General features: G+C 52.3%; 19 protein-coding genes. 15 read left to right on the forward strand and 4 right to left on the reverse strand.

The window, feature by feature from the left end; translation table 11 throughout:
- Nucleotides 1-160: 160 nt before the first annotated feature.
- The 10 genes from CBR65_RS08675 (at nt 161) to CBR65_RS08720 (ending at nt 10,043) form a co-directional block, all read left to right on the forward strand.
- Complete coding sequence (locus CBR65_RS08675) at nt 161-2,983, forward strand: monovalent cation/H+ antiporter subunit A (RefSeq protein ID WP_087466492.1); 2,823 nt, start codon at nt 161-163, stop codon at nt 2,981-2,983.
- On the forward strand, nt 2,971-3,312 hold the full coding sequence (locus CBR65_RS08680; protein ID WP_087466493.1) for a Na+/H+ antiporter subunit C: 342 nt from the start codon (nt 2,971-2,973) through the stop codon (nt 3,310-3,312). The genes CBR65_RS08675 and CBR65_RS08680 overlap by 13 nt, the downstream gene beginning before the upstream one ends.
- Entirely contained in the window at nt 3,309-4,823 is a 1,515-nt protein-coding gene (locus CBR65_RS08685; RefSeq protein WP_087466494.1) for a monovalent cation/H+ antiporter subunit D, read from the forward strand. Before CBR65_RS08680 ends, CBR65_RS08685 begins: the two co-directional genes overlap by 4 nt.
- Nucleotides 4,824-4,825: 2 nt before the next feature.
- Entirely contained in the window at nt 4,826-5,368 is a 543-nt protein-coding gene (locus tag CBR65_RS08690) for a Na+/H+ antiporter subunit E (RefSeq protein ID WP_087466495.1), read from the forward strand.
- Nucleotides 5,359-5,628, forward strand: a complete 270-nt coding sequence (locus tag CBR65_RS08695; protein WP_087466496.1) for a K+/H+ antiporter subunit F — start codon at nt 5,359-5,361, stop codon at nt 5,626-5,628. Before CBR65_RS08690 ends, CBR65_RS08695 begins: the two co-directional genes overlap by 10 nt.
- 13 nt (nt 5,629-5,641) lie before the next feature.
- Nucleotides 5,642-5,977 carry a Na+/H+ antiporter subunit G gene (locus tag CBR65_RS08700; protein WP_087466497.1) on the forward strand — a complete coding sequence of 112 codons (336 nt, stop codon included), beginning with the start codon at nt 5,642-5,644 and terminating at the stop codon, nt 5,975-5,977.
- 297 nt (nt 5,978-6,274) lie between these two features.
- Nucleotides 6,275-6,613, forward strand: a complete 339-nt coding sequence (locus CBR65_RS08705) for a hypothetical protein (protein ID WP_087466498.1) — start codon at nt 6,275-6,277, stop codon at nt 6,611-6,613.
- A gap of 144 nt (nt 6,614-6,757) precedes the next feature.
- Nucleotides 6,758-6,958 carry a hypothetical protein gene (locus CBR65_RS08710; RefSeq protein WP_087466499.1) on the forward strand — a complete coding sequence of 67 codons (201 nt, stop codon included), beginning with the start codon at nt 6,758-6,760 and terminating at the stop codon, nt 6,956-6,958.
- A 455-nt stretch (nt 6,959-7,413) separates the two neighbouring features.
- Nucleotides 7,414-8,223: a formate/nitrite transporter family protein gene (locus CBR65_RS08715; protein WP_087466500.1), complete on the forward strand. Its 810-nt coding sequence runs from the start codon at nt 7,414-7,416 to the stop codon at nt 8,221-8,223.
- An 89-nt stretch (nt 8,224-8,312) separates the two neighbouring features.
- Nucleotides 8,313-10,043: a bifunctional protein-serine/threonine kinase/phosphatase gene (locus CBR65_RS08720; RefSeq protein ID WP_087466501.1), complete on the forward strand. Its 1,731-nt coding sequence runs from the start codon at nt 8,313-8,315 to the stop codon at nt 10,041-10,043.
- Nucleotides 10,044-10,249: 206 nt separating this feature from the next.
- On the opposite strand, the gene CBR65_RS08725 is transcribed toward CBR65_RS08720, so the two are convergent.
- Nucleotides 10,250-11,134 carry a LysR family transcriptional regulator gene (locus CBR65_RS08725; RefSeq protein ID WP_087466502.1) on the reverse strand — a complete coding sequence of 295 codons (885 nt, stop codon included), beginning with the start codon at nt 11,132-11,134 and terminating at the stop codon, nt 10,250-10,252.
- A gap of 145 nt (nt 11,135-11,279) precedes the next feature.
- Between CBR65_RS08725 and CBR65_RS08730 the strand changes: the two genes are divergently transcribed.
- Genes CBR65_RS08730 through CBR65_RS08740 form a run of 3 tightly spaced genes read left to right on the forward strand, consistent with a single transcriptional unit; the run spans nt 11,280 to nt 14,128 of the window.
- A complete protein-coding gene (locus CBR65_RS08730; RefSeq protein ID WP_198300914.1) occupies nt 11,280-12,482 on the forward strand; it encodes an MFS transporter in 1,203 nt (400 codons plus the stop codon).
- 29 nt (nt 12,483-12,511) lie between these two features.
- Nucleotides 12,512-12,976 carry a cyclophilin-like fold protein gene (locus CBR65_RS08735; RefSeq protein WP_198300915.1) on the forward strand — a complete coding sequence of 155 codons (465 nt, stop codon included), beginning with the start codon at nt 12,512-12,514 and terminating at the stop codon, nt 12,974-12,976.
- 18 nt (nt 12,977-12,994) lie between these two features.
- Nucleotides 12,995-14,128: an alpha/beta hydrolase gene (locus CBR65_RS08740; protein WP_087466503.1), complete on the forward strand. Its 1,134-nt coding sequence runs from the start codon at nt 12,995-12,997 to the stop codon at nt 14,126-14,128.
- A gap of 262 nt (nt 14,129-14,390) precedes the next feature.
- Here CBR65_RS08740 and CBR65_RS08745 read toward each other — a convergent pair whose 3' ends face one another.
- Nucleotides 14,391-14,879, reverse strand: a complete 489-nt coding sequence (locus CBR65_RS08745; RefSeq protein WP_087466504.1) for an ester cyclase — start codon at nt 14,877-14,879, stop codon at nt 14,391-14,393.
- 315 nt (nt 14,880-15,194) lie between these two features.
- Here CBR65_RS08745 and CBR65_RS08750 point away from each other — a divergent pair, with 315 nt between their 5' ends.
- Entirely contained in the window at nt 15,195-15,860 is a 666-nt protein-coding gene (locus CBR65_RS08750) for a response regulator transcription factor (protein ID WP_087466505.1), read from the forward strand.
- Nucleotides 15,857-17,221: an ATP-binding protein gene (locus tag CBR65_RS08755; protein WP_087466506.1), complete on the forward strand. Its 1,365-nt coding sequence runs from the start codon at nt 15,857-15,859 to the stop codon at nt 17,219-17,221. The genes CBR65_RS08750 and CBR65_RS08755 overlap by 4 nt, the downstream gene beginning before the upstream one ends.
- On the opposite strand, the gene CBR65_RS08760 is transcribed toward CBR65_RS08755, so the two are convergent.
- Together CBR65_RS08760 and CBR65_RS08765 are read right to left on the reverse strand one after the other, a co-directional pair.
- Nucleotides 17,218-17,433 (reverse strand): hypothetical protein, encoded by a 216-nt coding sequence (locus CBR65_RS08760; protein WP_157672015.1) that lies wholly within the window; start codon nt 17,431-17,433, stop codon nt 17,218-17,220. The genes CBR65_RS08755 and CBR65_RS08760 overlap by 4 nt on opposite strands.
- 251 nt (nt 17,434-17,684) lie before the next feature.
- Nucleotides 17,685-18,620, reverse strand: a complete 936-nt coding sequence (locus tag CBR65_RS08765) for an NADP-dependent oxidoreductase (protein ID WP_087466508.1) — start codon at nt 18,618-18,620, stop codon at nt 17,685-17,687.
- Nucleotides 18,621-18,658 lie beyond the last annotated feature (38 nt).

Below are 18,658 nucleotides of genomic sequence, written 5' to 3' on the forward strand. Positions count from 1 at the left end.
TCCTGCAGATTATCTTTACGATGCGTGCGCGCTGTTTCCGAGCGAAGCGCCGTCCCTTCTTCACTGACCCGCCTCTGGTTGGCACCCCTGCCATATTGCAATAATTATTGTCAGCGCTCACGCTGACTGGCTGTGTCTTGTTACCAGGAGTGTTGTCTCCATGACATTACTGCTCGTTATTTTTTTACCGTTATTGGGCGCGTGCTTGCCCTTGTGGTGTGAACGCTATGGGCGCACGGTGTGCGCTTTTTCAGCAGCCGTTGCGCCACTCATTTCCATTGGTTTATTGATCTATCACCTGCCGGTTATCTTTGCTGGCGATGTCCTGTTTTTTCATCAGGAATGGTTGCCGCTGCTGGGCATGAACCTCAGCCTGCGGCTTGATGGCTTGAGCATGATGTTCGGGCTGTTAATTACCGGCATCGGCTTGCTGGTTATTCTTTATGCACGTTATTACCTCGCCGAAAAAGACTCCCTCGGCAAACTCTACGGACTTTTGCAGATCTTCATGATGGCGATGCTCGGCATCGTGATGTCCGACAACATCCTGCTGATGATCGTGTTCTGGGAGTTAACCAGCCTCAGCTCTTTCCTGTTGATCAGCTACTGGTCCATCAAATCCGAAGCGCGCAAGGGTGCGCGCATGGCGTTGATGATTACCGGCGCCGGTGGCCTGGCATTACTGGCCGGCGCCTTGTTGTTGGGCGATATCGTGGGCAGCTTCAGCTTGAGCGTGATCCTGGCCTCCGGAGACGAGATCCGCGCGCACAGTTTGTATCCGGTGGTATTGATCCTGGTGTTACTGGGCGCTTTTACCAAGTCGGCCCAGTTTCCGTTCCACTTCTGGCTGCCTCACGCCATGTCGGCCCCGACGCCCGTCTCTGCCTACCTGCATTCGGCCACCATGGTGAAAGCCGGGGTGTTTTTGCTGGCGCGGATGTATCCGGCTCTGGCGGGTACCGATTTATGGTTTTACATCGTCACCGCTACCGGCCTGACCACGCTGGTGTTTGCCGCCTACACCGCGCTGTTCAAGCACGACCTGAAAGGGTTATTGGCATTTTCAACGATCAGCCATCTGGGACTGATCACCATGTTGTTCGGGTTAAACAGCCAACTGGGTGCGATTGCCGCGATCTTCCACATTATCAACCACGCCACCTTTAAAGCCTCGCTTTTCATGGCGGCGGGCATCATCGACCACGAAACCGGCACGCGGGATATGCGGCGCATCAACGGGATGTGGCGCTATATGCCGGTAACGGCTACGGTCGCCATGGTGGCCGCCTCGGCCATGGCAGGCGTGCCTTTATTGAATGGATTTTTAAGCAAGGAGATGTTCTTTGCCGAAACCCTGCACCTGGAGGCACTGGGACACTACGCCTGGCTGGTGCCGCTGCTGGCGACCCTCGCCGGTATTTTTGCGGTGGCCTATTCCTACCGGTTTATCCACGATGTGTTCTTCAATGGCGAACCCATTGATCTGCCCAAGTATCCGCCGCATGAGGCACCGCCCTACATGATCGTGCCCATGGCGATTCTGATGATCTTGTGCGTGCTTGTCGGCACCCTACCCAACTTCACGGTTGCCCCCTTCCTTGATGCCGCCAGTCTGGCGGTGATCGGTACGGAGATGCCCAGCTACCAGATCGCTATCTGGCATGGCTTTAATCTGCCGCTGATGATGAGCTTCATCGCCCTTGCGGGCGGGCTGCTCCTGTATCACCAACGCAAGGGATTCTTCGCTTTTTACGAGCGGCAATACCGGCGCGATGAAAAAATTGTCTTTGAAGCTCGGGTTCAACGTAGCGTGCGCCTGGCGCAGTCCATCACCAAACGTTTGGAGAATGGCTCCTTGCAACGCTATCTGGTGTTGTTTGTGGGCATGGCGGTATTGGCGGCCGGCATTGAGTTATGGCCCCTGAACAGTTTCAGCGGCACCCTGGCGATGACGCCTCTGGATGGTGTAAGTGTGCTGGCAACCCTGGTGCTTATCGTGGGTGCATTGGGTACCGTCATCGTCCACCACAATCGCTTTGCCGCCCTGCTGCTGTTGAGCGTGGTGGGCTTGATCGTGGCGCTGATCTTTGTCCGTTTCTCTGCGCCGGACCTGGCACTTACGCAGTTGTCGGTGGAAGTTGTAACCATCGTCCTGATGATGTTGGCCCTCTACTTTCTGCCGCAGGTCAGCCCCAGTGAATCGAGCCGGTGGCGTATCAGCCGCGATATTCTGCTCGCCGGTGCGGCGGGGATCGGTATGGGGCTGTTGACCTGGGCGGTGCTTACGCGTCCCTATGAAACCATCGCCGATTATTACCTGGCGAACAGCGTCAGCGGCGGGGGCGGCACCAACGTGGTAAATGTGATTCTCGTGGACTTCCGCGGCTTTGATACCCTGGGGGAAATTACCGTGTTGGCCATCGCGGCGGTGGGCATCTTCGCCATGCTGCGCAGACTGCGTCTGCCGGTGCCCAATGCCGATGGTACCGGTCGGGTCTGGTCCAAAGATCCTTATCCGCCCATCCTGATGGTGCTGGCGCGCATCTTATTGCCCCTGGCGTTGATGGTGTCTTTCTATATCTTCCTGCGCGGTCATAACCTGCCGGGTGGCGGATTTATCGCCGGATTAATCACCAGTGTGGCGCTGATCCTGCAATATGTCGCCAGCGGTACCGACTGGGTGCAGCAGCGACTCAACTGGTCCTACCGCAGCGTCGCCGCCAGCGGTGTCTTACTGGCGACCGCGACCGGCCTGGCGAGCTGGCTCTTCGGTTATCCCTTCCTCACCTCCACCTTTACCCATGTTCACTGGCCCATTGTGGGTGAGTTCGAATTGGCATCGGCGATGGTGTTTGACACCGGTGTGTACATTACCGTCGTCGGCGCGACCCTGGTGATCCTGTCCAACCTGGGCAAGCTGGCCCAGACCAGCTACGACACGCCCACCGAAACCACACAGGAGGAATCCCCATGGAAGCCCTGATTGCGATCATTATTGCGGTGCTGACCGGTTGCGGTGTTTACCTGATGCTGCGCGGCCGCACCTTCCCGGTCATCATCGGGCTGACGCTGCTGTCCTACGCCGTCAACCTGTTTATCTTCGTGATGGGACGCCTGCACAGCGGCGCGCCTGCGGTGATCGGTTCCGGTGATCGCTACACCGACCCGCTACCCCAGGCTTTGGTGCTCACCGCGATTGTCATCAGTTTTGCCATGACGGCATTTTTGCTGGTACTGGCCCTGCGCGCCCGCGCCGAGCTGGGCAATGATCATGTCGACGGCCGCCCGGCGGCGGAGGATGAGGCGCAATGAGTCACCTGATTATCCTGCCCATCCTGTTGCCGTTATTGACGGGATTGCTGCTCTTGCTGGTCCCGGAAAGTCGCCGGATGCTCGGCCATGTGCTGAGTCTGATCAGCACCGGCCTGCTGACGCTGGTCACCCTGCAACTACTGTTTACCGCCAACACCGGCGAATTGGTGGTTTATGCCTTGGGCAACTGGGCACCGCCGTTCGGTATCGTGTTAGTGCTGGATCGCCTGAGTGCGATCCTTTTAGTGCTCACCAGCACCCTGGCATTCTTCAGCCTGCTCTACACCACCGCTGAGGAAGCACCCCAGGGCGGACAGTCGTTCCATAGCCTGGCGCATTTTCTGTTACTGGGAGTCAATGGTGCCTTCCTCACCGGCGATATCTTTAACCTGTTCGTGTTCTTTGAAGTCCTATTGCTGGCTTCCTATGCCCTGCTCTTGCAGGACAACGGCGCGGCGCGAGCGAAGGCGGGGCTGCATTATGTCGTGCTTAACCTGGCGGGTTCGGCGCTGTTCCTGATTGCTGTTGCAGTCCTCTACGGCTTGACCGGCACGCTCAACATGGCCGATATGGCGCAACGGGTGGCGCAGGTGAATCCGGCGGATGCGCCGCTGGTGGCCGCCGCCGCTATCTTGCTATTGCTGGTGTTTGGGCTTAAAGCCGCGATGGTGCCGCTGTATTTCTGGCTGCCGCGCGCCTATGCCTCCGCCAGCGCGCCCATCGCCGCGTTATTTGCCATCATGACCAAGGTGGGTGTTTACACCATCATCCGGGTTTACACGCTTATCTTCGGCGACGAAGCTGGCCTGCTGGCCAACCTCGCCCTGCCCTGGCTATGGCCCCTGGCACTGACCACCTTGGTGCTCGGTTTTATTGGCGCCCTGGCCGCCCAGGAACTGCGGATGCAGGTGGCTTATCTGGTCATTATTTCCGTTGGCACCCTGCTCGCCGGGGTGGCGATCAACAGTGAGGTAGCGCTGGGGGCAACCCTCTTTTACCTGCTGCACTCCACCTGGATCTCCGGTGCATTATTCCTGCTGGCGGATTTGATTGTGCGGCAACGCGGCGTCACAGCGGATCAGATCATCGCCGGTCCCAGGCTGCGCCAGCCTATCCTGCTGGGCAGCCTGTTCTTTGCCTGCGCCATCAGCGTGATCGGTATGCCGCCGCTCAGCGGCTTTATCGGCAAGGCTTTAATCCTGCAAGCCGCGAGCGGTACTCAGGCCGTCTGGCTCTGGGCCACGGTACTAACCGCCAGTCTCGCGGTATTAACGGCCCTCAGCCGCAGCGGCAGCACCATCTTCTGGCGCACAGAAAACCGGGTGGAAGAGGCGCCCAAGGCGGATATCTGGTCGCTGCTCGCCATCTTCGGTTTGATGGGGTTCAGCTTTGCTTTGATGATCTGGGGCAATTACGCCATTGAGTACACCCGTGGCATTGCCGAGCAGGTGATGAATCCCGGTCATTATATTGATGCGGTGCTCAACCACCGTCCGCAGCAAGGAGATTGACCATGAGCCAATCCACCGACAAGCATTTACCCGCTGATAACGCTACGAATCAGCACCGCCGCTGGTTGCCGCACCCGGCTCTGAGCCTGTTTATGTGGGTGCTCTGGCTGTTGATGGTGAATGAGTTCAGCGCGGGCCACATCGTGCTGGGCGCGATACTCGCCTGGCTGATTCCGTTTTTGACGCATGCCTTTTGGCCGGAAGCGACCAGGCTTCATAAGCCGCTGCTTGCCACACGCTTCGTGCTGATGGTGCTGTGGGACATCGTCATCGCCAACGGCGTGTTGGCAGTGCGCATCCTCGGCCCGAGTAAAAAATTACAACCCGCTTTCATGACCCTGCCGCTGGACATCAAGGAAGATTTCACCATCACCGTTTTGGCCAGCACGATATCGCTTACGCCGGGAACCGTTTCGGCGGACTTAAGTGTCGACCGCAGTGCCTTGCTGATTCACGTTCTGCATGTCGACGACATTGATGCGTCCATCGCAGAATTAAAACAGCGTTATGAAAAACCGCTGAAGGAGATCTTCGAATGCTCATGATCGTCATTCCTGTTGCCATGCTGATGATCAGCATGGCTATAGCACTTAACCTGTGGCGTTTGGCTATAGGTCCGTCACTACCGGATCGCATACTCGCGCTGGATACGATGTACGTAAACGCCATTGCGTTGCTGATCCTGTTCGGCATTTATCAACAATCAGCACTCTATTTTGAAGCGGCATTATTGATTGCGGTGATGGGTTTTGTCGGCACCGTAGCCTTATCAAAATATTTATTGCGCGGCGACATCATCGAGTAACGGAGGTAAAGCAATGGAAAGTTTTTCGTGGATTGAAGTGCTTATTTCGCTCTTTCTATTGATCGGTGCCAGCTTTGCCTTGATCGGTTCTATTGGCTTGATTCGGTTGCCGGATTTTTATATGCGTCTGCACGGACCTGCTAAAGCAACCACCCTTGGGGTCGGTGGTGTACTGATCGGTTCCATGGTGTTTTTCAGTACACGCGGCGACGGCATCAGCTTGCATGAACTATTGGTGACATTATTTCTATTTATTACCGCACCGGTGAGCGCACACATCGTCGCCAAAGCAGCGCTGCACATCAAATTACCTTATCTGGAACGCACGCGCGGAAAGCCCTGGCAGTAATCTGAACTCCTCTTCGCAGTAAGCCAGCGACTTGACCCGACCTTGTGTCGGGTCAAGTCGTTTTACGGCGTCAAAATACCAGCAATTACACGGTAAATTTAAAAAACTGCGTCTATGTGTGGCAACCTACACAACTTTCCCGACACTCCCCAGTCAAGAAATAGGTAGCAACTTTTTCGTTACTTTATCGTTTTCGTTACTTTATCGTTACTTGGTTGCTGCCATCAGAAGACCATCGGCAGAAAAAATTGCGTATGGCTTCGTTGACATTGCCCAACACATGTAAGGAGATACAACATGCAAATGAAAAAAATGATTGCAATCGCAGGTTTAACTTTGGCTATGCCACTGGCTGCCTTTGCTGATGACGATGCGATTAAAGCATTGAATCTGCAAGGTGCAAAAGCTGATCAGGTAAAAACCATTATGGATAATTACAAAGATCAGAAAGAAGACATTAAAGATCGTGCGCACGAAGAAATAAACGCACTGAAAGATCGCAAAAAAGAACAGCTGGATGCGGTATTGACCGATGCAGAGATGGATCAGCTGGAGAAGTGGAAAGAGACCAAAGAAGACCGTTACAAAGACAAACACAAAGAGTGTAAAAAGTTGATGGATAAATACGACGATTAATCGTATTGCTTCTGCATTGCCGCACAACCGGGCCGAGATTTTCTCGACCCGGTTTATTTTTTTGGACCACTCAACGATGACACTTATTGTTCAGGCGAATGAGGCTGATGTTGATTTGATCTGATTTTTTGCAGGAGATGGTGTATGAGTAAGCGATCCGAGAGTGAAGCGCCGGTAAGGCCGCCGGTGGATAAGAAGCGCCGACCGACTGATACGGAGCATCGGGATATGGTGTTGACGCATCATGAGGCTGAGGCGGGGAGTCCGGCGGATGTGGCGGCGTGTGGGGAGGAAGATCCCGGGGTGGGGTTGGAGCAGTTGGTAACGCGGGAAGATGATGAGTAGGCGTTTAACCTCGGGTGGTTCTTAATCCGTTTGTTATCAGGACAAGGTTTCGAAAACGCATGCATACCTCCCTGTAGCTCCCTCAAGTCGTCCTTGACTTGAGGGTTTCGAAACCTTGTCCTGATAACAAACTTGCATTGCGCCAAAACATCAAATCAGATCGCACCAAATTAGACCAATAAGCAACTTTGAGCGGAAATATAGCACTGTTTTTGTGCCAATTATTTGCACCATTTAAATTCAGTATGACTTTATATGAATATTTTGTGCATTAAATTAATGCACAAAATGAATACCCTCTCTGTGGTTTTGCCACCTCAAAATAAAAAATCCAGCCTAAACAAAGAGATACATCACATCCTCAAGAATCGGGCATAGATATTGCGATAAGCCAGTCAGGCAGAAATTGCTTTCCGTAATGCTTATCGATAAATCCGTTCTTGAGAGAGTGCCCTATGTCTTATCTTGTCCCCTCAGAATTTGTTACCAAAATGGTAGATGCTGGCGAGTCCAAAATTTATATGGCCACGCGCGATGCGTTGATCCGAGCCTATATGGCGGGCGCTATCCTGGCGATTGCGGCGGTGTTTGCCGTTACGGTTTCCGTTCAAACCGGTTCGCCGTTGTTGGGTGCGGTGTTGTTTCCGGTCGGGTTTTGTATTTTGTATTTGATGGGTTTTGATTTGTTGACGGGGGTATTTGTGTTAACGCCGCTGGCGAAGTTTGATAACCGTCCCGGTGTTACCTGGGGTGCGATTCTCAAGCATTGGGGGGTGGTGTTTACCGGTAATTTCCTGGGTGCCCTGACGGTCGCGTTTTTAATGGCGATTGTGTTTACCTATGGTTTTACCACTGAGCCCAGTCAAGTAGGTAAGGTTATCGGTGATATCGGTGAAGGTCGCACACTGGGTTATAAGGAGTATGGTGCGGGTGGGATGCTGACCATTTTTATTCGCGGTGTGTTGTGTAACTGGATGGTGTCGCTCGGTGTGGTAGGTGCGATGGTGTCGACGAGTGTGAGCGGTAAGGTGATTGCGATGTGGATGCCGATCATGTTGTTCTTCGCCATGGGCTTTGAGCACTCGGTGGTGAATATGTTTTTGTTTCCTTCCGGTTTGATCATGGGCGGTAATTTTTCGATTATGGATTACCTGATCTGGAATGAAATTCCCGTGGTCATCGGCAACCTGGTCGGCGGTTTGTCGCTTACCGGCTTAACCCTGTACAGCACCCACGTCAGAACCGCGCCCAAACGCAGTTTTTAATAAATACGCTGAATGTAGGTCGGATTAGCCGCAAAGCGGCTAATCTGACAATCTCCCCCAAACTAAATAATAACCATCCACCTCAATCCATGCCCCCATCAACCCAACTTCTATTAACCATCGGCCAAGCCACCGACAAAGGCCGCAAGGAAATCAACCAGGATTTCCACGGCGCCTTTATGCCCGATGAGCCCGCACGCACCACCAAAGGTATTGCCATCGCACTGGCCGATGGCATCAGCACCAGCAGCGTTAGCCACATTGCCAGTGAAACATCGGTAAGCGGTTTTCTGGCCGATTATTTTTGTACACCGGAAACCTGGTCTGTTAAAAAGTCTGCAATGCGTGTGCTGATGGCCACCAATTCCTGGCTGCATGCACAAACACGTCAAAGCCCCTACCGCTATGAGCAGGATCGCGGTTACGTGTGCACCTTCAGTGCAATGATTGTTAAATCCACCACGGCGCATATTTTTCACATCGGTGATGCGCGTGTTTATCGTGTGCATGAAAACGCGCTTGAACAACTAACCAACGACCACCGTTTGCGTATCTCTGAAGACACCAGTTATCTCAGTCGCGCGCTGGGTGTTAATCCGCAGATCGAAATTGATTATCAAACGCTGAGCCTTGAGCAAGGCGACCTGTTTGTTTTGGCTACTGACGGTGTGTATGAACATGTAAGTGCTAACGACATTATCGACGCGGTGAAACATCATCCGGATGATGTTAATCAGGCCGCACAAACCATTTTGAATCGCGCCTATGAAAACGGCAGCGCCGACAATCTCACACTGCAACTCGTGCGTGTTGATCAACTGCCGGTGAAGGACGCCGATGAGCTCTACCACCCATTAACCGAACTGCCATTTGCGCCGCTCCTGGATGCGCGAATGTTGTTCGACGGTTTTAAAATTCAGCGCGAAATCCACGCCAGTCACCGCAGTCATGTTTATCTTGCGCTCGACACGGAGACTGAAACACCGGTTATTCTCAAAACACCTTCTGTGGATCAACAGCAGGATAAACAGCACCTGGAACGATTGTTAACCGAAGAATGGATCGCCAAACGGGTCAATAACGCTCATGTACTCAAAGCATACACCCCCATCCGGAAGCGCAACTATTTATACACCGTGATGGAATATGTGGATGGCCAAACACTGACCCAATGGATGATTGATCACCCGAAGCCGGATCTTGAAAGTGTGCGCGTTATTGTCGAACAAATTGCGAAGGGTTTACGGGCGATTCACCGGCTTGAAATGGTGCATCAGGATGTGCGGCCGGACAACATCATGATCGACAACACCGGCACGGTAAAAATTATTGATTTTGGTGCAACCCGCGTTGCCGGCATCGTAGAAAATACGAGCGAGCAATACAGCATTCTCGGCACCGCACAATACGCCGCACCGGAATATTTTTTGGGTGAGATTGGCAGCGCCCGCGCCGATATTTTTTCCCTCGGCGTGATCACCTACCAGATGCTTACCGGCCAATTACCCTACGGTACACAAATCGCTAAAACCCGAACCAAAGCCGCGCAACATAAATTGCATTACGCGACCATTACCAAAGACGACCGCCAGATTCCTGCCTGGGTTGATGACGCTATCAAAAAAGCTGTCCACCCCAACCCCTACAAACGCTACCACGAAGCTGCCGAGTTTATTTATGACCTGCGCCATCCCAACAAGGCATTTCTCAATAAAACCCGCCCGCCCCTCATTGACCAAAACCCAGTGCTGTTTTGGCAGGCGGTGTCCTTAATACTGGGAATCATCGTATTGATTTTATTGGGTATAGGCCACGCCTGACCGCCGCGCGCCGCTGTAGTGTGACGATTCACTCATAAAATGTCTCGAACTGACACTTTATGCTTCAATATGATCGATTGGCCAATCAAGCAAATCTAAAAACCAATCCCCATTCAGCAACTTTTCGATATTCACCATTTAGGCTGTTCAGCCTTATCAATTACGTCAGATAAAAACCAGTAACGAAAGCTGGCGGTTACAACAATTCAAAATTTAAATGCTTCAACAAAAGCGACAAATGCAGGTGAAGTCTGGCGACGATTGGGATAGTAAAGATGGTAGCCCTGAAAGTAAGGGCTCCAATCTGTTAACAGGGATACTAATCTCCCATCAGCCAAATAAGGTGCGGCTAATTCTTCAGGTACATAAGCTAACCCTATCCCATCGGTTGCCGCATTCAAAACATGCATGATGCTGTTGAACACTAGCTGCCCGTCCAATTTAATGCTGAATACTCGACCGTCTTTCTCAAACTCCCACGCGTAAATTGAGCCATCGGAGCGGTGCCGAATGTTGATACAGCGATGCTCCGCCAACTGGTGTGGCGTTTCCGGTTGGGAATGCTGCGCGAGATACGCCGGTGAACCCACCACAATCAACCGCCAGTCGGGACCAATACGCACTGCAATCATGTCTTTACTGATAGCTTCACCTAAACGGATGCCTGCATCAAAACGCGCTTCGACCACATTGGTAAATCCGTAATCCACATACAGCTCAAGGGTAATATCCGGATATTCCTGCAAAAACTTGCTGAGCTTGGGACGTAGGCAGAGTTCAATTTGATCGTCGGTACAGGTAATACGGATGGTGCCTTTGGGTTTATCGCGCAGCTCACCCAAGGCATCAACCTCTTCCTGAATCTGCTCGAACAACGGGGCAATGGCTTGCATGAGCCGCTCACCCGCTTCGGTGGGAGATACATTGCGCGTTGTTCGCGCCAGCAGGCGGATACCCAGCCGCTCTTCCAATCCACGAATCGTATGGCTTAACGCGGAGGGCGTTACCCGCAACTTGGCCGCCGCTTTAGTAAAGCTCTGCTCTCGCGCTACCGCCAAAAAAGCTTGCAAGTCATCCACTTTACCTTCCATCTCCAGCTCCTCACTCCAGTTCTCATTTGTGAATAATTTTCACAAGCACATCAATATTATGTCGGCTAATCAAGTTATCAAGAATCCTGCACTATGGAAACCTGTAAGCAGTCGCATGAATACCTATATCTGAAATCAGAAATTTATGAACTCAATACAAACCGCCGTTGAAGATATGCCAACCAATATTGGCGTTCAATCCGCGCACTGGAGTGGTGTATTTGCCATGGGCTTCTGCGTGTTTGCGCTGATTGCCTCAGAGTTTTTGCCAGTCAGCCTACTCACTCCGCTAGCCGCCGATTTACAGGTGAGCGAGGGATTGATCGGGCAAGGTATTGCCATCTCGGGTGCTTTTGCCGTAGCCACAAGCCTGTTGATCTCTCGCCTGGCTGGAAATATGGATCGCAAAACCCTGTTGCTCGGACTGACTGCACTCATGGGTGTGTCGGGAGTACTGATAGCGCTCGCGCCAAATTATGCAATTTACATGGTGGGGCGCGCACTGATCGGAGTAGTCGTGGGAGGCTTTTGGTCGATGTCCGCTGCGACCGCGATGCGCCTCGTGGCTAATGCAGATGTGCCGCGCGCTTTGGCAATCTTTAATGGTGGCAATGCATTGGCAACAGTGATCGCAGCACCATTAGGCGCCTGGCTGGGTGCGATGATCGGCTGGCGCGGTGCGTTTTTCTGCCTCGTACCCATAGCACTCATCGCCTTTATCTGGCAGTGGATTAGTCTACCCTCCATGCCGATTGCATCAAAAACCGAAATCTCACGCGGTCTATTCAGCTTGCTTCGTCAGCGGCTAGTGGCATTAGGCATGTTGGGTGTAGGTGTGTTTTTTATGGGCCAGTTTGCACTCTTTACTTATCTGCGCCCCTTCCTTGAAACCATCACTCGCTTGGACGTAGCCCAGGTAACGCTGGTGCTATTAGTGATCGGCTTGGCTGGATTTATCGGCACACTCATCATTGGCCGGGTAATCAAGCGGGGCCTCTACCAAACTCTAATCACAATCCCCCTGTTGATGGCAGTAATCGCCTTCACACTGATTGGTTTTGGCCACTGGCCGGTAGTGGTTATCGGATTATTGGGTTGCTGGGGGCTAGTCAGCACCGCTGCGCCCGTAGGCTGGTGGGCATGGCTGGCGCGCACCTTACCCGAGGATGCTGAAGCCGGTGGCGGATTGATAGTGGCGACCATCCAGTTATCCATCGCCCTCGGTTCTACTCTGGGTGGCCTACTGTTCGATTGGAACGGATACCAAACCACGTTTGTTGCCAGTGCCAGCTTATTACTAGTCGCTGCCGCATTGGTATTTGTCACGGCACACACAAAGCCTCACTAATGCGATTCATACATAAAAGGAAATCTGACATGAAAACGATCAAGGTAATTTTTGCACTGATTTTCGCACTGATTCTTGCCGTCACATTGAACGCACAGGCTCAATCAATTCCACAGATGAAGGAGAGCACATCTATGTACAGCATCCAAATTATCCTCGGTGAACATATTATTACCGGTAGCCTCGCCGACACCCCGAGTACACGCGATTTTGTAAAACAACTGCCGTTGACACTTGAATTTGAGGACTACGGATCTACCGAAAAAATCGCTTACCCACCGGCCAGGCTCACGTCCCAAGGCGCGCCTGCTGGTGTAAATCCCACAATCGGAGACATCGCCTATTACGCGCCTTGGGGAAATCTCGCACTTTTCTATAAGGATTTTGGTTATTCAAAAGGGCTGATTCGTTTGGGGCACATCACCAGTGGCGTGGAGCACCTGAAATTTCCCGGCACCAAACAAGCAACCATCAAATTGATTTCCAACGATTAAGCCTACAGGAGTATTTTCATGAACAATCATTCTGAAAACCAACTACAAGCAAACGAAGACTTACTAAGTGCCGGGCGACGCCAACTGCTCAAGCTGACAGGTACAGGTATAGCAGCGGCTTGCATGGCATCGGCAATAGCAGCGCCCGCCGCCGCAGAAACCACGTTAAACTTGGGTGATAGCTGGGATAAAACCTTCCCCAGAAGCGAAAAAGTTGAGCACAAAAAAGTGACCTTTACCAATCGCTACGGCATCACCCTCGCCGCTGATGTGTACCAGCCCAAAAACGCCAGCGGCAAGTTGCCCGCGCTAGCCATCAGTGGTGCCTTTGGTGCTGTTAAAGAACAGTCGTCCGGCTTGTATGCACAAACCATGGCCGAACGCGGTTTCATCACACTTGCGTTTGATCCTTCCTATACCGGTGAGAGCGGCGGCGAACCGCGCAATGTGGCTTCCCCCGATATCAACACGGAAGACTTCAGTGCGGCAGTAGACTTCCTCGGTTTGTTGCCTGAGGTTGATCGCGAGCGTATCGGTATTATCGGAATTTGTGGTTGGGGTGGTATGGCGCTGAATGCTGCCGCCGTTGATAAACGCATTAAAGCCGTAGCCACCAGCACCATGTACGATATGTCGAGAGTGATGTCCAATGGCTATAACGACAGCACAACCAAAAAACAACGCAGCGCTGCGCTGGAACAGTTGAGCCAGCAACGCTGGCAAGATGCAGAAGCTGGAAAGCCCGCGCTGGGGCCAGTATCCCTTGAACTCAAAGGTGGAGAGCCGCAATTTGTGCAGGAGTACGCGGCCTATTACAAATCGACCAAACGCGGCTTTCACCCACGCGCCATAAACTCTAACAGCGCCTGGACAATGACCAATCCCTTATCGTTTATGAATATGCCGCTGCTGTCTTACATTGATGAAATTTCACCGCGCCCGATATTATTAATCCACGGTGAAAAAGCGCATTCGCGCTATTTCAGCGAAACCGCCTATAAAGCGGCTGCCGAGCCGAAAGAATTGTTGATCATCAAAGACGCAAATCATGTTGATCTTTACGATCAGATAGATGTGATTCCATTCGATAAATTGACTGAGTTTTTCGAGAAAAATTTGTTGCCAGGCGCCAATAAAAAAGCGTCGGCATAGTAAGCTCAGTCTCTACGCAAAAAAAGCGCAAGGAAGAAAAGGTATATCGATAGTCATGATCACTAGCCCGAACAAGATGCCACCCACAGGCGGGTTAATACCATGTGATTAATCTTCAGGAACGTAAAGGAAAATCTGGCCAAAACATCAGGAACAAAGCAAACAATTATCCGCAAAGCAGAACTGAGTTTTTAACCCACAACGGTTGTCACCATACTGTGATGGTGACAACCGCCTCTGTACTGCGAGAACTCCGTGTCCTTCACAATACCAACTCCGCACGTTGCAAACCCGCCTCACCCGCAGTTAACGCGAAGCGCGTCATATCCTGGCGCCGCGTTACCGGGAAAAGATCCGACAGCACCACTTCGCTGGTATACATCCAGGCTTCCACGACCATCTCCTGCTCCAGGCGATACACACTGGTGCCATGGAAATCGATGCGCTTACCACTCGCGGGAAAGCCCATAAATTCTTCGTGATGCACGCCATTGATATGAAAATGTACTTTCACGGTTTGCTCATCGGCGGTGAGGTGCTCAATCTTGAAATGCAGTTGATTAATCGCATCGGCCATATAGCGAAAGAAAGCTTTAAACTCTTCGCGACTGGCCGGATTAAATTCCGGAAAGTTATGACACACCACTGACTCGGCTACACAGGTATCCAACACATCCAGCTTATCCTGATAGCCGGCGTGTAAAAAATGTTTGATCAGCATGGCGTTCTTGTGATGAATTGACGTCACCATTGGATTCTCCCATTGAGGTTAGCGAGTATCGTGCAAAAAAACAGGCAGGCTTTGACGGGCTTGGTCGGCCACGGGGGTAAATCAGGTTGATTCGCTGTAGGATTACCGGGGAGTGCATCAGCTAATCAAGCAATGGCTCCCGACAGGCAGTTCATCTGAGTGAACAATGCCATCATAAGCGAAGGTTTTTAAAAAAGGGTTAAGAAAGACCTAAGCATTAACCGGGGTGACTTAAGGAAGTCTTAAAAACCGTCAAGGATAATACGCTATCCCCGCTACAATAGTGCCACCTGCCCGGTCGCAAGAGAGTTCACTATGCAAATCCTATTGGTTGAAGATGACAACATGCTGGCAGAAGCCATCGGCTTCGGTTTGCGCCAGGATCACTGGGAAATAGATCGCGCTGAAGATGGTGTTGCCGCTCAGCTCGCGTTGGTTGAGCACACCTATTCCGCCGTCTTGCTCGACCTCGGATTACCCGGTGGCTCGGGTTTGCAGGTACTCAAGTTTATGCGCGACCGCTACGATACGACGCCGGTGATTATTATTACCGCCCGCGACCAGCTCAGCGACCGCATTCGCGGTCTGGATGCCGGTGCCGATGACTATCTGGTCAAGCCCTTTCAACTGGAAGAGTTGGGCGCACGCTTGCGTGCCGTCATTCGCCGCACTCAGGGTCGGGTTTCGCCGTTATTGCAGTACCGCAATATTACGCTGGACCCCAGCAGTCGTGTCGTCACCCGCGACGAGGAACAGGTGCACCTGAGTCGTAATGAATATCGCACACTGCTGGTATTGATGGAGCGCCGCGGGCGCACGGTACCGCGTGAACAATTGGAGCAGTTGGTTTACGGCGGCGATGGTGAAATCGAAAGCAATACCGTCGCGGTTTACATTCACCAGCTGCGCCGCAAGCTCGGTGACGATATCATCCTCACCATCCATGGTTTTGGTTATCGCATCGGTGAAGAAAAAGTATGAAATCTCTGCGCGGACGTTTATTGCTTGCCACAATGTTGGTGTTGGTCGGAATGTGGATGCTCTGGTCTTGCCTGCATATCGCGTCCATGACCAGCGAGCATACCGGTTGGTGGGACAAATCCCTGCGCGATGTTGCACATCAAATCATTACCTCCTTACCGGAAAACATTAACTTACTGTCGGCAGATTCACGCCGGTTGCAATTGCCGGCTAATGAAAAAGCGGGCCATGATGATCTGAGCTTCCAGATTTGGGGTAGTGATGGAACCAGTTTGCTCCGTTCCATGGAATCACCAACAGTTCCGCTACACCCGAATTTCCAGGACGGTTTTTCCATTGAGGAGGTCGATGGCCGCAAGTGGCGTGTTTATAGCGTGCAAGATGCCAGCGGAAAAGTCCATGTGCAAACAGGCATCCCCTGGGACGCCTTCAAGATGGATTTAAAACATTGGATCAAAGGTGCATTTCTCGCCGCATTACTGGTGTTTATCACACTGGCATTGACCCTGAAAACCGTTGTGCGATGGTCACTGAAACCCGTCACCTGCCTGCAACAGGACATTGCCGAGCGCCAGGAATATGACCTCACCCCCTTGCCAACAAAAAAATTGCCGCTGGAATTAAAACCGCTGATCGAATCCTTTAATCGTCTGTTATTGCGCATTGATACCGCCATCAACAATGAACGGCAATTTATTGCTGATGCAGCCCATGAATTGCGCACCCCCATGGCAGCAATACAAACCCATGCACAAGTAGCCGCCGGCTCCACGACACCAGAAGAGACACGGGCAGCGCTCGCACGTTTGGTTACAGCGGTAGAGCGTGGCACACGACTGACGCAACAATTGTTGGATTCTGCTCGCCTGGAATCCAATTATGGCGTTAAACATGAACGCGTTGACCTGGTGCGCGTCATCAAACTGGTGGCCGATGAATTTGACATTGTTGCGCAACAGCGACAACAAACAATAACCATCAACGCGCAGCCCTGCTCTGTCTGTGGTGATGTGGATGAGTTGGGAATTTTATTGCGCAACTTGTTAGATAATGCCTTGCGTTATTCCGGTCAAGGCAGCCGCATCGAACTGATGTGCGGCATAGCGCCCTCTACCGATGGCATCACGTTATGCGTAAAAGATAATGGTCCCGGTGTGCCTGATCCCGAACAACGTGCGCGCATCTTTGAGCGCTTTTACCGCGCCGATCAGGATCATCGGCGCGGTAGCGGCATTGGCCTGTCACTGGTGCGCCGCATCGCATATTCCCATGGCGCCGAACTGGAAGTAACCGAAGGGCTGGATAACCGGGGCTTGTGCATCAGCGTGCATTTCCCGGTGTTAAAAAACGATACGCCTTAAGGAATCTCTTTGGGTTGCCCTCCCGGCACACCCGGCGGCGGTGACACCGGTGGCAATTCCTGCGGTGGATCTATCGGGGGCACTTCTGCCGGTTCGCCGGGCGGTTCTTCTGTTGGCGCATCCGGCGGTAATTTTTCCGGCGGCCAATCCGGATGTTCCGGTTTAAAGGGGTCGGGGGTGTGATCAGGTTTTTCTTCCGGGTTCTGCATCATGTCCTCCTTTGTTTCGCAAATTATCGGCCTGATCTGCACAAACAGAAGAGGCCCTCATGCCTGTTTTCTTTGAGTTATGATGCGCGGCAAAATTCGCTGGAGGAATAATAAATTTACGTCGTTAAACGTGCGGCAGATAAATATACGATTACCGGAGCGGTTAAAAAGAAGGATAAAGTGCGGGAAATAGCTGATAGAAAATGCAACAAGCGAGGCTCAACATAAGATGCTGACGCCTCGCTTGTTCACTATTAAGGTTGGCCAACGTACACAACAATCTTACCGCGAGCATGACCCGACTCGCTGAATGCATGGGCTTTGGCAATATCTTTCAATGCGAACTCTGCACCAACAATCGGGCGAATAATACCATCATCAATCAAACCGGCCAGGTGCTGAAGAATCACCGCGTTAGGCTCGATAAACACAAAGGCACAACGTACTCCCATCGATGCCGCGCGCTCCTGCGCCGGCGGCGCGATGATCGACACCAGCATGCCATCCGGCTTCAACACACCCCAGGATAATTCCTGCACATCACCACCCAAGGTATCGAATACCAGATCAACATCGTGCACCTGTTCATGAAACGCTTCGGTTTTGTAATCGATAATTTCATCGGCGCCCAATGATTCAACAAACGCGCGATTCTTTTCCGAGGTGGTCGTGATGACATAAGCATCGCAGGCCTTTGCCAGTTGAATCGCCAGACTGCCCACGCCGCCGGAACCCGCGTGAATGAGAACGCGCTGCCCTGCTTGCAGTTGTGCGGTGGAAAACAAAACCTCCCATGCGGTAATGGCGGCTAACGGCAGCGAGGCTGCTTCCACATGGGAAATCGTCAGCGGCTTGAGAGCCACCTCCGCCGCACGAATCGCAATATATTCGGCATAGGTGCCATTGCGTTTGATGTCCGGGCGCGAATAAACCGCATCGCCGGGTTTGAATTCGGTAACCGCATCGCCCACCGCTTCCACCACACCGGAAACATCCCACCCCAGGGTCAAGGGAAACTGATAGGGAATCATCTCTTGCAGATAGCCTTCGCGGACTTTCCAGTCAACCGGATTGACCGATGCCGCCACTACTCGCACCAGCACCTCATCGGCTGCGATGTCCGGTACCGGTGCATCCTCATAACGCAAAACCTCGGTATTGCCATATTGATGAATCCTGACGGCTTTCATAAAACACTCCTGTTCATTGGATGATGGCTGGACGGATA

The sequence above is a fragment of the Cellvibrio sp. PSBB006 genome (assembly GCF_002162135.1).
In the GTDB taxonomy this organism is placed as follows: Bacteria; Pseudomonadota; Gammaproteobacteria; order Pseudomonadales; family Cellvibrionaceae; genus Cellvibrio.